Below are 13,390 nucleotides of genomic sequence, written 5' to 3' on the forward strand. Positions count from 1 at the left end.
CACTTCTGTTAATGGTTTTAATTATTGGTTAGATGAGGTTTAATAGCTTCAATAATTGTGTTGGCAGTTTGCATATTTGCCTCAAAGTCTGTCAAAATTCTAGCAGCCGCAAAAAGTTTCGATTCCATGTCGGTCAAACTTTTGGCAGATTGAATTAGTTCTTTGAGGAGATCGTCTAATGTATAACTCCTCAGCATTGCCCAATCTTGATTATTTTTATCCCAAGATTGATAGAGAACGGAAAAAAGCAAAACTTTTGCTCGCAATGGATTGGTATACTGCATAATTTCCAGTCGTAACTCAAAAAGATTTAAAGTTTTTTGCGGTTGTTGCGATCGCTCTGATTGGGGCTGAACTTCAGAAGCTTGCTCGACGCTTAGATCGATAACCGATGTACCAAAATTTTGAGGGATTGGTTGTTGAGGTTCGACAGGATTGGAAATACTATTAAAGTTATTAATTTGAACGAATTGAGTATTGACAATTTGCGTGCCAGTTTCTTCTTTTAGGGTGTTTAGATTTTGTTTATTGTTATATAATCCTCCCAATTGATTAACAATAATATTGGCGATCGCTAAATATAAATTTTGTTTGTTAATATTTTGGACGAGTTTGATTAAAGCTCTCTGTAGTTCGTCTTTAGTTGGATAATGTTGCATTAATTCTCTAATCAAACTAGAAAGACTATAACTGTCGATGATTTGTATATCGTTTTCCCATCGCTTCCGACAAACTGAATAAATTACTTTTTTGATTCTCGCTTGCTCCTGATGATTTCGCAGCTTTGAAGCAACTAAATTTAATATCTCGGACGAAGTAGAACTAGCTATAATAGCCGTTTGCGGCTCTTCTTCTAAAGATTTATAGAGCTTGCTGATGCGAGCGAAGATAACTTTAGCAACTTCGGTGTAAATGTTAGGACGATTTAAGGTTTTCACCAATTTTACTAGCGCTTCTTTAAAGCGATCGAGGGTTGGGTAAGCGCTAATCAATTCTTCAATTAAATCGCTCAAAGAAAAAGTATTGAGAATGTCGAGCGTATTTTCCCAATATTTTTTGCAAAGACAAAAAATAACTTTTTTAATTCTAAGAGACTCTTCGTGATTTTCTAATTGTCGAACGGTTTCATTGAGTAGATCGGATGGTAGGGGCATAAGCGATTGACAATTTCTTTTTTTTAATCGGCACAATGATGGTCAATTTTTTCTACCTCTAATTCCAGGGAAGATTTTCCCTGTGCGATCGCAGAACGAATTCCTTCTAGAGTAGAGATCAGACTGCGAGGATCCACGAACAGCACTTTAGAACTTTTGCTACTGCCAATAGTTTTCCCCATTTCTAAGTAATTCTGTGCCAAGAGAAACTGAAGGGCTTCGAGAGCATAGGAATCTCCTCCCAGCTTTTTAGTGACGATTGTCAAAGCTTGGGCAGTGGCTTCAGCTTGAAGGATTTGCTGCTGGCGTTCGGCTTCGGCTTTGAGGACGATTGCTTCTTTTTGGGCTTCAGCTTCGAGAATGGCAGCTTTCTTGAGGGCTTCGGCTTCGAGAAGTCTGGCTTGGGCTTTTCCTTGGGCAGAGTTAATAGCGGCATCTCTTTCCCCTTCTGAGGTTAAGATGGCTGCTCGCTTTCTCCTCTCTGCCGACATCTGCAATTCCATCGATTCTTGCACGGCTTTAGAGGGCATGATGTCCCGCAGTTCTACCCGCGTGACTTTGACTCCCCAAGGGTCGGTGGCAATATCGAGTTCCCGCAGGAGGATTTCATTGATTTCTGCCCTAGCAGTAAAGGTTTCGTCGAGTTCGAGCTTGCCAATTTCAGCGCGAATTTGAGTGAGGACGAGATTGACCATCGCATCGTGGAGATTCTCGACTTTGTAATAAGCTTTCTCCAGATCTACGATTTTCCAGTAAACGACCGCATCGACTGTAATGGCGACGTTATCTCTGGTGATGCACGACTGCGGCGGAATATCGAGCACTTTTTCGCGGATGGTTTCTCTGTAGACAATGCGCTCGACAAAAGGAACAACGAAATTGAGACCGGGGGTCAGTTTTTTGTTGTAGCTTCCCAGCCGTTCTACTAAGGCTTCGTTTTTTTCATTGATAATTTTGACGGAGCTAGCCAGTGCCGAGCCGCCGAAAATCAAGAAAAAGAAGATAAATGAGAAAAATTGACCCATAATTTTAGTTATTTCTAGAACGTAACGGGTAGGACATATAAAGTATTCCCTTTTCGCTCGACAATATAAACTTTTTGATGAGGCGCGATCGCTAGATTTTCATCAGCACAGACTGCCCGCCAGGAACTGCCTTCATAGAGAACTCTTCCCGCCTGTCCTGGCGCAATTTCTGTTAGGGTTTCTCCTTCAGTATCTCCCTCTAGCATGGAAACTTTTCGCTTGGGAGCTAGCAAGCGTTGCGAAAGGAAAATCGAGGTAGTAGAAAAAAATAGCCACAAAAACACCTGCAACGTCAGATGGGTAACGACTAGCGAGACTGCCGCTACTAAGATCGCGCTAATCCCCATCATGAGTTCTACAAACGCAGTAGGGAAAATTAACTCCATCAAACAAAGAATAGAACCAGCAATCAGCCACAAGAGAGGTGCACTTAACATAGAGCAGAGAAAGTAGCGAGTCGATCTAAAATTAGTGACAAATTTAATCAGCAAGCGTTTGCTGCTCAATCATAGCTTTCCCATAAAAAAGGGTTTTCGCTCAATAGATTTATCTTGAAACTCACAATTTAGAAGTAGAGGCGCAAAGTCTACGTCCGTCAATACTTCCATCCTTGATAGCGATCGATCCGTTTATGGTCGTCTCTGAAAGGTAAAATTATTGAGCGAGTACTGCCTGTAACGATGGGACAAATAGGGAATTTATGACCACCACAGATGAGAAGACGATAGTCAAAGACTATTTCAATGCCACTGGATTCGATCGCTGGCGCAAAATCTATGGCGATGGCGAGGTAAACAAAGTTCAAAAAGATATCCGCATCGGACATCAACAAACCATTGCTACAACGTTAGGATGGCTCAGAGAAGATGGAAATCTCAAAGGCTTATCCATTTGCGACGCGGGGTGTGGCGTGGGAAGTCTGAGCATTCCTCTCGCTCAAGCCGGTGCTAACGTTTTTGCCAGCGATATCTCCGAAAAAATGGTAGGAGAAGCGCAACAGGTAGCCAAACAAGTTTTGGGAGATACTAGCAATTTAACTTTCACCGTACAGGATTTGGAGCAATTAACGGGGAGATATCACACAGTTATTTGTCTGGATGTTTTAATTCACTATCCTACAGAAGAGGCGGCGAAAATGATTGCGCATCTTGCCTCTTTAGCAGAGTCTCGTCTGATTATTAGTTTTGCTCCTAAAACGGTTTTGCTTTCTCTTCTCAAAAAAATTGGCGAGTTTTTCCCAGGACCTAGTAAAACGACTCGTGCTTATCAGCACAAAGAAACCGATATTGTCAAAATTCTAGAAAACAATGGTTTTTCCATTCAACGTACTGGTATGACCAGTACTCGCTTTTATTTCTCCCGCATACTGGAAGCAACGAAAAAAAATTCTCAAGAGGGTAATTCGGCTCTGGTAGCCTAAAGTTCGTTTTGTATCATAGGAAGACAGCAAGACCCCTCGAAGCGCGATCGCGATCGGCTATCAGCCATGGCAGTTACTATCCAACAACTGATTCAGTGGAAACAACAAGGACATTCTCTCGTCGCCTTGACGGCATGGGACTATGGAATTGCTCGCTGGTTAGATGAAGCGGGGGTAGATGTCATTCTTGTCGGAGATTCACTGGCAATGGTAGCTCTCGGACATCCGACGACTTTGCCAGTAACGCTCGATGAGATGATCCATCATGCCGCTGCCGTGCGTCGAGGGGTGAAGCGATCGCTGGTAGTATGCGATTTGCCTTTTTTGAGCTATCAGGAAAGCATTAGCCAAGCGATCCACTCGTCAGGACGGATCTTGAAAGAAACGGGAGTCCAGGCCGTCAAGTTAGAAGGAGGGAATCCGGCGATCGCAGAAACCGTTGCCAAACTCACTGCCATCGGCATTCCTGTAATGGGGCACGTGGGATTAACACCTCAATCGGTGCATCAACTGGGTTACAAGCAGCAGGGCAAGACAGAAGGAGACGCAGAGAGAATTTTACGAGAAGCGATCGCGCTTGCAGAGGCGGGAGCATTTGCGATCGTCCTCGAACATATCCCCGGTGACTTAGCCGCACAAATTACCGCTAAACTCCCCATTCCTACCATTGGTATCGGTGCGGGACCGCATTGCGACGGACAAGTGTTGGTGACTGCCGATTTACTGGGACTTTCCGACAGGCAACCGCCCTTTGCTAAAGTCTATGCCAATTTGCGACAGGTTATTATACGAGCAGCCCAGGAGTTTGCCCAAGAGGTACGAGAGCATCGATTTCCACCATCAAGTTAAGGTTATCCTCTTTTGCGATCGCGCCTTCGATTGTTCGCCTTCCTTCTATGGCTACCTCTATCACCTAAATAAGGAACTATTTCTCTAGAAGAGGGGAATAGCGATTCGTCCCCGTTTATCGAGAAGAGATAATTTTTCAGCTTAATTTTACTAATAAAAAAATAAATTTATATTTTTAAATTCAGTGTAAGAAACATGCAGTTTATCTCTCTTTCTCAGCAAATTGCATGATTAGAATCACATCCAGTTCGGATTTTGGTTACAGGCAAGCTTTGGAATTAACCGTACTTTAGGAATAACAGTTACTTGCCTCTATAAGTTCCTTAGATGAAACGCTTGAAGAAATTAATCGTAGCTGCTGCTACGGCAGCGGTTGCCTTATCTCCTATTAGCGCCAAAGCTCAATTAGTTGAAGGTGCAATTGAAGGAATCATAAATTATATGGCTTCTTTATATGAAGTTAATTTCAACTATGTATTGGAACACCAACCAACATATTCGGACTGTGGAGTTGTAATTCTTGCCGCTTTTTGTCCTGCCGATAACACGGTTTACATTAATGTAGAAGCCGTAAAGGAAGCCAGCGATAATCAAGTTTTTTCGCTATTTGTAGCGGCTCATGAAACTGCCCATGCCGTTCAATGGAATTTAGGAATTGGAGGCATGGATAGTGGAGCAGTCACGATAGAGACTGAACTACAAGCCGATTGCCTTGCAGGAGATGCACTGTCTTGGATGTTTTCCAAGCTGGCTTCTGTGTCTGGAGAAGAATACGAGCAAATGGGATACCTGGTAGGTTTAGCTGCTGCCCAAGTTGGTGACTATGACTATCACGATTCGGCTCACCACGGAACTCCCGAACAGCGCCTATCTTTTGCGTTACGCGGCTTCACTGGAGAAAACTTTCAAGCTTGTCTTCGTTAATTATTCTGACTAATGATTTTCGGCAATCGTTTCAGCTTTTTTCAGTACAACTACTGAAAATTTGCTCTTATACAATTCTCGGCTACTAATTGGGAAAGCGCAACTTCTCCCCTACAAAAATCACAATCGCTACTCTCAAACAAGTTAGAGATGCTATAGGCTCAATTGACTGAACCTAATTTTTCAACTCCGTGGGATAGCTCTCTCATCAAGCAATCTGGGTGCAACAGAATGATTAACCATGACACAGATGGGAACAGCAAAGCACGGTTTAGTGGTGAAGTCTTTGAATGCTAGGCGTTTAATTTTTCAAGCGGGCAGCGAGAATCGAACTCGCATCATTAGCTTGGAAGGCTAAGGTTTTACCACTAAACTATGCCCGCATGAGAGTCTTAAAAATTTCACTTTATCTAGAATAACACAATTTAATCCAATGTAAATCCGTTGGCAACAGAATTTCCGATCATCGTTTTAGCATGCGAGCCATTTCTCGCTCGTCTTGACGGCGTTTGAGAGTTTCGCGCTTATCGTGAAGTTTCTTCCCTCGTCCGAGTCCCAAGCTGACTTTTACCCAGCTACCTTTGAAATACATTTTTAGAGGAACTAAGGTTAAGCCTTTCTGTTCGACTTGCCCGATTAGCTTACTAATTTCTTTACGGTGCAGCAGTAACTTGCGGGTACGGCGAGGATCGTGATTAAAATATTGTCCGCTTGCTTCGTAGGGGGAGATATGGACATTAATCAACCATGCTTCTCCATTGCGAATCAAGGCATATCCGTCCCGGAGGTTAACCTTCCCAGCACGAATCGATTTCACCTCGGTTCCTAAAAGCTCAATTCCCGCCTCGTAAGTTTCCAGGATTTCATAAAGAAAGCGAGCTTGGCGGTTGTCGCTAATAATTTTGATTCTGTCGTCTCGATCGCTCATAATTTTTCTAGGATAGCACTTGTTTTTTTCATAAAATTTGCATTTCTCTTGACAATTCAATTCTAAACTGTAACAATTAATACAGAAAATAAATCGTTCATCTCTCTAAGTCCTGACTAGGGAGACGGAAGTAGGGAAATATCCCGAAGGAACGCGCCTCGAAAACCCCTACAATTTCTGAGGAGCGAAAACGATGAAACTTACCTATCGCGGCGTTAGCTATGAATACAATCCCATCGTTGTAGAAACGACAACGGGTGAAGTAGGTGGAAAATATCGGAGTCGAGATTGGAGATTCCGCAACCTGAAGAAACCGCCTATTTTAGTACCAAGAGCCAATTTGACGTATCGCGGAGTAACCTATAACAAACCCGATACCGCCATTCCCGGAACAGCCGCACCGGAAGCAACGCCTGCTGTCTCGATGGCAGACAAAGCTCGTACTTTAATGGCGGATCGCACCCAAGCCGTCAAAAAGCGCCAACAATCTCTCTTGAGTCGTGCAGTAGAGGAAATTGGCGCGACGGATGAGGTGTCAAAACATTGGACTCACATTCAAGGGCAAATTCAGCCTACTTTCCGGGATAATTACAATCGCTTTGGCGGTGCTGTAAGTTAGTACGAAGTCAATTGCTAGATAAACAAAACACCCCTTTATGGGGTGTTTTGTTTTGATTATGCTTCTAAGAAAGATTTTCCATCGCGCCAACAAAAGAGCGAGAAATAAACGGGAGAATTTCCTTTTTCTTAGTATCGGCTTTACCTTCTGTAAAAACGACGAGAAGATAGGGTTGACGGTTGGGAATTTCGATATAAGCGGCATCGTGACGGACTTGACTCGTCCAACCAGCTTTTGACCATAACTGAGCATTGGTTGGCAACCCTTCACCTAAAAACCCGGTAACCTGATTTTCCTCATCAGAGGCAGAAGACGTTGCAAAATCAAGATTTCGTTTGAGCAAGTCCATCATCTGCTGCGATCGCGCTGACGATACCGCCACTCCCCCGACAATCGCGTGTAATAGCCTTGCTACCGCATTAGTGGTCAGCATATTGCGATTTTCCATCATCTCGCCCAAAAATGCCCTTTCTCGACCATAAGGTCCATCTCCCCACGGTTTCTGGTTAACATTGATGTTGGCTAATTCTTCCCAGCCTAGCGATTGAAAATAGCGATTGACGATATTACGCTGATACTTCCACGTTTCCAAAGGACCTGGAGGCAATTCTGGACCGCTAGTAGTCCCCGTCAACACGTCTACGACTAAACTGGTGGCATCGTTGCTCGAATCGACGATCATATCCCGAATGGCTCGATTTAGCTCCGCCGATTCGGGAATCATTCCTCCTTCTAGCCATTCGTGAATCGCAACCAAATAAAACAGTTTGACGATGCTAGCTGGATAAATGCGATCGTCTCCTCGATAGCTATAGCCTCGCACCGGATATTTCCAGAACTCCTCGGCAGAAATCGCTCCACCCGTATTGACCGCGACTGGAGGATCGTAAACGATCCAAGTTAAGGCGATGCGATCGCGTTCTAAGTCGGGAAATTTAGCCCAAGTTTTTTCTAAAATATCGGTTGCGAGTTTGTCGAGTTGTTTGTCTTGTCGAAAAAAGATCATGGGGAGACGGGGGAGTATGGGGAGTGTGGGAGGAAGTGGGAGGGTGGGGAGACGGGGAAATGGGGAAACAATTAACCACTAACCACCAACCACTAACTACTCCTCAATCCTTGCATCCAAAATCAAAGGACCAATGACAAAGGACAATTGACCAATCCCCAATCCAAAATCCAAAATCGAATTACTGGTCACTGTCATTACCAGCCGCTGATGGAATAAAACTGCGTTCCTTCGGAAGGAGGTGCTTGAGATCCGCTAGATTCATTTGCTTGTGACTCGGTGCGAATTTCGGCGCAGAAAGTAGCCGTATTAAATCCGCCATAACGCTGAACGGTGCTAGTACGCAGGCGCATATCGGGACTGACGAACCAGAAACGCTCGATGGTACTCATTGTTTCGTACTCAGTGATAAGAACCAATCCATTTTCGTCATCCATGTAGTATCGTCCCGCAATGGGTACGATTTCGGCATAACCCCTCTCCCGCAGGAGCATGCCTTGTCTGGAATTATCGGCATTGGGAATTAAGGCAAACACCGTCGTTCCTCGGTGATTTTCGTCGGCCTTGTCCCACGCCATCGAGCCGTCCCAACTGACAAAGGCTCCGCCGACAGCCAAAGACGGATCTACCTCGTGCATTTCGCAAATTTCGACGATTTTGGGATGGTCGGCTGCTAGCGCTTCTACGTAAATATTCGAATCGCCTGTCTCTGCTCGTCTAAACGGGAGATGATGCGTCGTGCGCTGCGATCGCCATTTTCCGGCACTGTGCTGGAAAAATTCCATTGCGTCCACTTCTAATATACCTCCTAGTTTTCCTATCTCAATTCACTATAACTGCGATCGCTCTATGTTTTCTTAGTCGTTGTTTTCTTCGTTTTCGAGGCAGTTGCAGTAGACTTGCGAGTCGATTTTTTTGTCCCTGCTTTGGCAGCGATCAGCTCTAAAGCTTTTTCGAGGGTCAAACTTTCTACGGTTTCTCCTTCAGGAATGCCAGCATTGGTCTTGCCGTGCTTGACGTAAGCTCCATAAGGACCGTCGTAGATATTGACGGGTTCGTTATCGTCAGGATGAACCCCCAGTTCGCGCAATGGTTCTTTTTTAGTGCTGCGACTGCCTCCTCGTCCTCGCTTCGGTTCGGATAATAATTCTAGCGCCCGTTCTAGAGTCACGGTCAAAACATCATCTCCTGCTTTGAGGGAACGGTAATCTAGTCCTTCCTTGCCTTGGTCATGCACGACATAAGGACCAAATCGCCCCAGCCCGGCTTTAATTTTTGCGCCCGTCGCTGGATGGGTTCCTAACGTTCGAGGCAGAGACAATAAACCGACTGCCATCTCCAGCGTCACTTCTTCCGGTTTAACGCCTTTGGGAAGGGAAACGCGTTTGGGTTTTTTATTGTTTTCCGACTCTTCTCCCAACTGAACGTAAGGACCATAAGTGCCGATTTTTAGATAAATTGGTTCTCCGGTTTCTGGATGCAATCCTAATTTATCGGGACCTTCAGTTTTTTGGCGCAGCAGCACCTGCACCTGTTCGGGATTGAGATCGGCAGGAGTCACGTCTGGCGGCAGAGAAACTGTCACGACTTCTTCGTCGTTGGGAACTTCTAGATAAGGTCCAAATTTCCCGATTTTGACGACTGCATTCAGATTTTCTAGACAAATTGTTTTCGCCTTGCTGGGGTCAATGTCGCTTTCTCTAACCTTAACTTGATTCTCTAGTCCTTCGTTCCCCAGATAAAACTTCTGAAGGTAGGGAAGCCATTCAGCTTTGCCGCTAGCAATTTCATCTAAGGTTTGTTCCATCTTGGCGGTAAAGCTTACATCTACCAAGTCGGAAAAATGTTTTTCTAGCAGGCTAGTGACGGCAAAAGCCGGAAAAGTCGGGACTAAGGCTTTATTCTCCATCTTGGCATAGCCGCGATCGATAATTGTCCCGATAATGGTGGCATAAGTACTGGGACGACCCACCCCTTCGCTTTCTAAGGTTTTGACTAAAGAGGCTTCGCTATAGCGAGCGGGCGGTTGGGTTTCGTGTCCCCAAACATCCAATTGCTTGCACTCCGGCGTATCTCCGACTTTCAGGGGAGGAAGAATCACATCTTGGCTATCGAGGGCAGCTTCTGGGTCATCGGAACCTTCGACATAGGCGCGAAAAAAGCCTGCAAAATCAATGCGTTTCCCAGAAGCTCTAAAATCGGCATCTTCGACTTTAATATTGACGGTCGTTATGGTCAAGCGTGCGTCTGCCATCTGACAGGCAACCGTTCGCTTCCAAATTAAATCGTAGAGGGAGAATTCCAGTCCCGATAGCCCTGTTTCGCTGGGGATGCGGAAGCTACTGCCTGCAGGACGGATAGCTTCGTGTGCTTCTTGCGCTCCTTTACTTTTTGTGGTATAATAATGCGGCTTAGAGCTGAGGTATTCTTTGCCGTACATTTCCTCAACGCAGGATCTCGCTGCTGCGATCGCCTGTGCAGACAAATGCACCGAATCCGTTCGCATGTAAGTGATGTAGCCCTGCTCGTAGAGACTTTGGGCGATCCGCATCGTATCTCGCGCCGAAATGCCCAGTTTTCGGTTGGCTTCCTGTTGCAGGGTAGAAGTTGTAAAAGGAGGAGCGGGTTTGCGAGTGGTGGGTTTTTCTTCGGTGTTGGTAACTTTCCAGACTTTATCTTCGAGGCGCTCTTTGAGAGCGGTTGCTTCTTCTTCGTTGAGAACCACTACATCGCGCCCTCGCGCAATTTTCCCCGTTGTGGGGTCGAAATCGCTCCCCGTAGCCAGCTTTTTCTCGCCTAAAGCAATTAATCTTGCTTCAAAGGGAGTTTTTTCTTGTTCTAATATGGCTTTGAGATCCCAATAACTTCCCGATTTAAAGGCAAGGCGTTCTCGCTCTCGTTGCACTAACAAGCGTACGGCAACAGATTGAACTCGTCCGGCAGACAATCCCCAAGCGATTTTTTTCCACAGCAAGGGAGAGAGAGTATAGCCGACTAGACGGTCTAAAATCCGTCGCGTTTCCTGAGCGCGAACCAAATTCTCGTCGATCTGGCGACAATTTTTGAGAGCTTCTTGAATCGCCTCGCGGGTGATTTCGTGGAAAACCATCCGCTCGACCGGAACTTTTGGCTTTAGGATCTGGGTGAGATGCCAGCTAATACTTTCCCCTTCGCGATCTTCGTCCGTTGCGAGGATGAGTTTGTCCGCCTTTTTTAGTGCCGCTTGGAGTTCTCTAACGACTTTTTTCTTGGTTTGAGGAACGACGTAGAGCGGCTCGAAATTATTTTCGACGTTAACTCCTAACGTTGTCCACTTTTTGTCTTTATATTCCGGCGGAATTTCCTCAGCGGATGCCGGCAAATCGCGCACGTGTCCCATTGATGCCTCTACGAGGTAATCTTTAGGCAAATAGTTCCCGATTGTGCGGGCTTTAGTGGGGGATTCGACGATGACGAGAGTTGACATAAGAAGTTACAAGTAGTTGCGCTGTTATAGCAATTAGTGCTGTTTGAGTACAACTAGATCGAGCAAAAATCAATTGAAGGGGAGAGTTCTGGATGGGAATTTAAGGCAGGCTCCTGGTAATTTAAATTTTTGCGCTCTTCTAACGCGGAATTCCCTAGGAATCCGATTAAACTTATCGCATAGTTTTAACATAGCTCAATCCTAGCTTATCAATCTAACAAAACTTCTCGCGTCGATTGCAACCGAGAGATTGGAGTAACTTGCAGGTTACAATTTCTTTAAAGGTTTTTTAATGATACAAAAGCAGTTTATTCGGGTGCTGCCCTTTCTTACTATAGATTAGTTCAACTTATAAACCCTATGGATTTTTCCACTCTTGTCGCTAGTCAGCTCAATGCTGGAACCATTTTGCCAGAAGGAATTGTAATTATCACCTTGATGGTCGTCGTCATCGGGGATCTAATTATGGGGCGCAGTTCCGCGCGTTGGCTTCCCTATGCCGCGATCGCGGGATTGCTGATTTCCATCGCGGCACTCTATCTCGGTTGGAACAATCCCACGCCTATGTCCTTTCTGGGGGCTTTTGAGGCAGATAACCTGAGCATTGTTTTCCGCGCTATCGTCGCCTTATCTACGGCAGTGACTATCTTAATGTCAGTGCGCTATGTAGAACAATCGGGCACGTCTTTGGCGGAGTTCATCGCTATCATGCTTACGGCAACTCTGGGCGGGATGTTTCTGTCGGGGGGGAACGAACTGGTGATGATTTATATCTCCCTGGAGACGTTGAGTATCGCCTCCTATCTAATGACGGGCTACATGAAGCGCGATCCCCGTTCTAATGAGGCGGCATTAAAATACCTGTTGATCGGTGCTTCGAGTTCGGCAATCTTTCTCTATGGAGTTTCCTTGCTGTATGGGTTGTCGGGGGGAGAAACGACCTTGGACGCGATCTCCACTAAGCTTGCCGATGCCAGCAGCGGTCAATCTTTGGCACTGGCGATCGCACTGGTTTTCGTTATCGCTGGAGTCGCTTTCAAAATTTCTGCCGTTCCTTTCCACCAGTGGACTCCAGACGTTTACGAAGGATCTCCCACCCCTGTCGTTGCTTTTCTCTCGGTCGGTTCTAAAGCGGCTGGGTTTGCCCTTGCCATTCGCATGTTAGTGACGGCTTTCGCCTTGGTAAGCGAACAGTGGCATTTTATCTTTACTGCCCTGGCAATTCTCAGCATGGTTTTGGGTAACGTCGTTGCCTTGGCACAAACCAGCATGAAACGGATGCTAGCTTACTCGTCCATCGGGCAAGCAGGTTTCGTGACGATTGGTTTGATTGCCGGAACCGATGCCGGATACTCTAGCGTCGTGTTTTATCTTTTGGTTTACTTGTTTATGAACCTGGGCGCATTTACCTGCGTGATCCTTTTCTCTCTGCGCACGGGAACCGATCGGATCGCCGAATATGCGGGATTGTATCAAAAAGATCCGCTGTTAACCCTTGGTCTGAGCGTTTGTTTGCTCTCCTTGGGCGGCATTCCTCCCCTAGCTGGATTCTTTGGTAAGATCTATCTATTCTGGGCAGGTTGGCAAGCTGGACTTTACGGATTGGTCTTGTTGGGGTTAATTACCAGCGTTGCCTCAATTTACTACTATATCCGCGTCGTCAAGATGATGGTTGTCAAAGAACCGCAAGAGATGTCGGATGCGGTTAAGAATTATCCCGAAATTCGTTGGAATCTACCAGGAATGCGTCCCTTGCAAGTGGGATTGGTACTGTCACTCGTGGCAACTTCTCTAGCGGGAATTTTGTCAAATCCTCTGTTTACTCTTGCCACCGATTCTGTCACTACCACGCCAATTCTGAAAGCGGCTATTATCAGTCCTCAAGTCTCTCAAGTTAATCGTTCGCTCCCGAATGTTAAGAATACTCACAAAACAGTCGCGAATCTTTCGGTTTCAGAACAGCTTGAGCGAGCAAAACGTCAATAACTCCGTCCGTACC

12 protein-coding genes, 1 tRNA gene and 1 riboswitch are annotated in these 13,390 nt (G+C 45.6%); of the genes, 5 read left to right on the forward strand and 8 right to left on the reverse strand.

Annotated elements, in window-relative coordinates:
* Positions 1-17: 17 nt before the first annotated feature.
* Genes PLE7327_RS12590 through PLE7327_RS12600 form a run of 3 tightly spaced genes read right to left on the reverse strand, consistent with a single transcriptional unit; the run spans position 18 to position 2,616 of the window.
* On the reverse strand, positions 18-1,154 hold the full coding sequence (locus PLE7327_RS12590; protein ID WP_015144207.1) for a hypothetical protein: 1,137 nt from the start codon (positions 1,152-1,154) through the stop codon (positions 18-20).
* A gap of 23 nt (positions 1,155-1,177) precedes the next feature.
* Positions 1,178-2,179, reverse strand: a complete 1,002-nt coding sequence (locus tag PLE7327_RS12595) for an SPFH domain-containing protein (RefSeq protein WP_015144208.1) — start codon at positions 2,177-2,179, stop codon at positions 1,178-1,180.
* A 14-nt stretch (positions 2,180-2,193) separates the two neighbouring features.
* The gene (locus PLE7327_RS12600) at positions 2,194-2,616 is read right to left on the reverse strand and encodes an NfeD family protein (RefSeq protein ID WP_015144209.1); all 423 of its coding nucleotides are present in this window, start codon (positions 2,614-2,616) and stop codon (positions 2,194-2,196) included.
* Positions 2,617-2,879: 263 nt separating this feature from the next.
* Here PLE7327_RS12600 and bchM point away from each other — a divergent pair, with 263 nt between their 5' ends.
* The 3 genes from bchM to PLE7327_RS12615 all read left to right on the forward strand — a co-directional run bounded on the left by bchM (position 2,880) and on the right by PLE7327_RS12615 (position 5,372).
* Positions 2,880-3,599, forward strand: a complete 720-nt coding sequence (gene bchM / locus PLE7327_RS12605; RefSeq protein ID WP_015144210.1) for a magnesium protoporphyrin IX methyltransferase — start codon at positions 2,880-2,882, stop codon at positions 3,597-3,599.
* Between the two features lie 66 nt (positions 3,600-3,665).
* Positions 3,666-4,448, forward strand: a complete 783-nt coding sequence (gene panB, locus PLE7327_RS12610; protein WP_015144211.1) for a 3-methyl-2-oxobutanoate hydroxymethyltransferase — start codon at positions 3,666-3,668, stop codon at positions 4,446-4,448.
* A 327-nt stretch (positions 4,449-4,775) separates the two neighbouring features.
* The gene (locus PLE7327_RS12615; protein ID WP_015144212.1) at positions 4,776-5,372 is read left to right on the forward strand and encodes a neutral zinc metallopeptidase; all 597 of its coding nucleotides are present in this window, start codon (positions 4,776-4,778) and stop codon (positions 5,370-5,372) included.
* A gap of 312 nt (positions 5,373-5,684) precedes the next feature.
* Here the strand turns inward: PLE7327_RS12615 and PLE7327_RS12620 are convergent.
* Positions 5,685-5,755: transfer RNA gene (locus PLE7327_RS12620), tRNA-Gly, on the reverse strand.
* An 80-nt stretch (positions 5,756-5,835) separates the two neighbouring features.
* Positions 5,836-6,300: an SsrA-binding protein SmpB gene (gene smpB / locus PLE7327_RS12625; RefSeq protein ID WP_015144213.1), complete on the reverse strand. Its 465-nt coding sequence runs from the start codon at positions 6,298-6,300 to the stop codon at positions 5,836-5,838.
* 92 nt (positions 6,301-6,392) lie between these two features.
* Positions 6,393-6,458, forward strand: a riboswitch (Glutamine riboswitch).
* A 35-nt stretch (positions 6,459-6,493) separates the two neighbouring features.
* Here smpB and PLE7327_RS12630 point away from each other — a divergent pair.
* Positions 6,494-6,919, forward strand: coding sequence for a DUF4278 domain-containing protein (locus PLE7327_RS12630; RefSeq protein ID WP_015144214.1), 426 nt, complete (start codon positions 6,494-6,496; stop codon positions 6,917-6,919).
* Positions 6,920-6,983: 64 nt separating this feature from the next.
* Here PLE7327_RS12630 and PLE7327_RS12635 read toward each other — a convergent pair whose 3' ends face one another.
* From PLE7327_RS12635 to topA, 3 genes are all read right to left on the reverse strand, one after another.
* Positions 6,984-7,925 (reverse strand): serine hydrolase, encoded by a 942-nt coding sequence (locus tag PLE7327_RS12635; RefSeq protein ID WP_015144215.1) that lies wholly within the window; start codon positions 7,923-7,925, stop codon positions 6,984-6,986.
* Between the two features lie 197 nt (positions 7,926-8,122).
* Positions 8,123-8,719, reverse strand: coding sequence for a phycobiliprotein lyase (locus tag PLE7327_RS12640; protein WP_015144217.1), 597 nt, complete (start codon positions 8,717-8,719; stop codon positions 8,123-8,125).
* Between the two features lie 53 nt (positions 8,720-8,772).
* Complete coding sequence (topA, locus tag PLE7327_RS12645) at positions 8,773-11,391, reverse strand: type I DNA topoisomerase (RefSeq protein WP_015144218.1); 2,619 nt, start codon at positions 11,389-11,391, stop codon at positions 8,773-8,775.
* 360 nt (positions 11,392-11,751) lie between these two features.
* Between topA and PLE7327_RS12650 the strand changes: the two genes are divergently transcribed.
* Entirely contained in the window at positions 11,752-13,377 is a 1,626-nt protein-coding gene (locus PLE7327_RS12650) for an NAD(P)H-quinone oxidoreductase subunit N (protein ID WP_015144219.1), read from the forward strand.
* Positions 13,378-13,390 lie beyond the last annotated feature (13 nt).

Origin of the sequence: Pleurocapsa sp. PCC 7327 (assembly GCF_000317025.1) — a bacterium.
Classification (GTDB): Bacteria; Cyanobacteriota; Cyanobacteriia; order Cyanobacteriales; family Microcystaceae; genus Hydrococcus.

What these genes read in the sequence shown, in the direction of transcription:
- smpB (WP_015144213.1), bottom strand. Translation starts at nt 6,300, where the DNA reads ATGAGCGATCGAGACGACAGAATCAAAATTATTAGCGACAACCGCCAA.
- PLE7327_RS12595 (WP_015144208.1), bottom strand. Translation starts at nt 2,179, where the DNA reads ATGGGTCAATTTTTCTCATTTATCTTCTTTTTCTTGATTTTCGGCGGC.
- PLE7327_RS12615 (WP_015144212.1), top strand. Translation starts at nt 4,776, where the DNA reads ATGAAACGCTTGAAGAAATTAATCGTAGCTGCTGCTACGGCAGCGGTT.
- PLE7327_RS12590 (WP_015144207.1), bottom strand. Translation starts at nt 1,154, where the DNA reads ATGCCCCTACCATCCGATCTACTCAATGAAACCGTTCGACAATTAGAA.
- PLE7327_RS12600 (WP_015144209.1), bottom strand. Translation starts at nt 2,616, where the DNA reads ATGTTAAGTGCACCTCTCTTGTGGCTGATTGCTGGTTCTATTCTTTGT.
- panB (WP_015144211.1), top strand. Translation starts at nt 3,666, where the DNA reads ATGGCAGTTACTATCCAACAACTGATTCAGTGGAAACAACAAGGACAT.
- topA (WP_015144218.1), bottom strand. Translation starts at nt 11,391, where the DNA reads ATGTCAACTCTCGTCATCGTCGAATCCCCCACTAAAGCCCGCACAATC.
- PLE7327_RS12650 (WP_015144219.1), top strand. Translation starts at nt 11,752, where the DNA reads ATGGATTTTTCCACTCTTGTCGCTAGTCAGCTCAATGCTGGAACCATT.
- PLE7327_RS12635 (WP_015144215.1), bottom strand. Translation starts at nt 7,925, where the DNA reads ATGATCTTTTTTCGACAAGACAAACAACTCGACAAACTCGCAACCGAT.
- PLE7327_RS12630 (WP_015144214.1), top strand. Translation starts at nt 6,494, where the DNA reads ATGAAACTTACCTATCGCGGCGTTAGCTATGAATACAATCCCATCGTT.
- bchM (WP_015144210.1), top strand. Translation starts at nt 2,880, where the DNA reads ATGACCACCACAGATGAGAAGACGATAGTCAAAGACTATTTCAATGCC.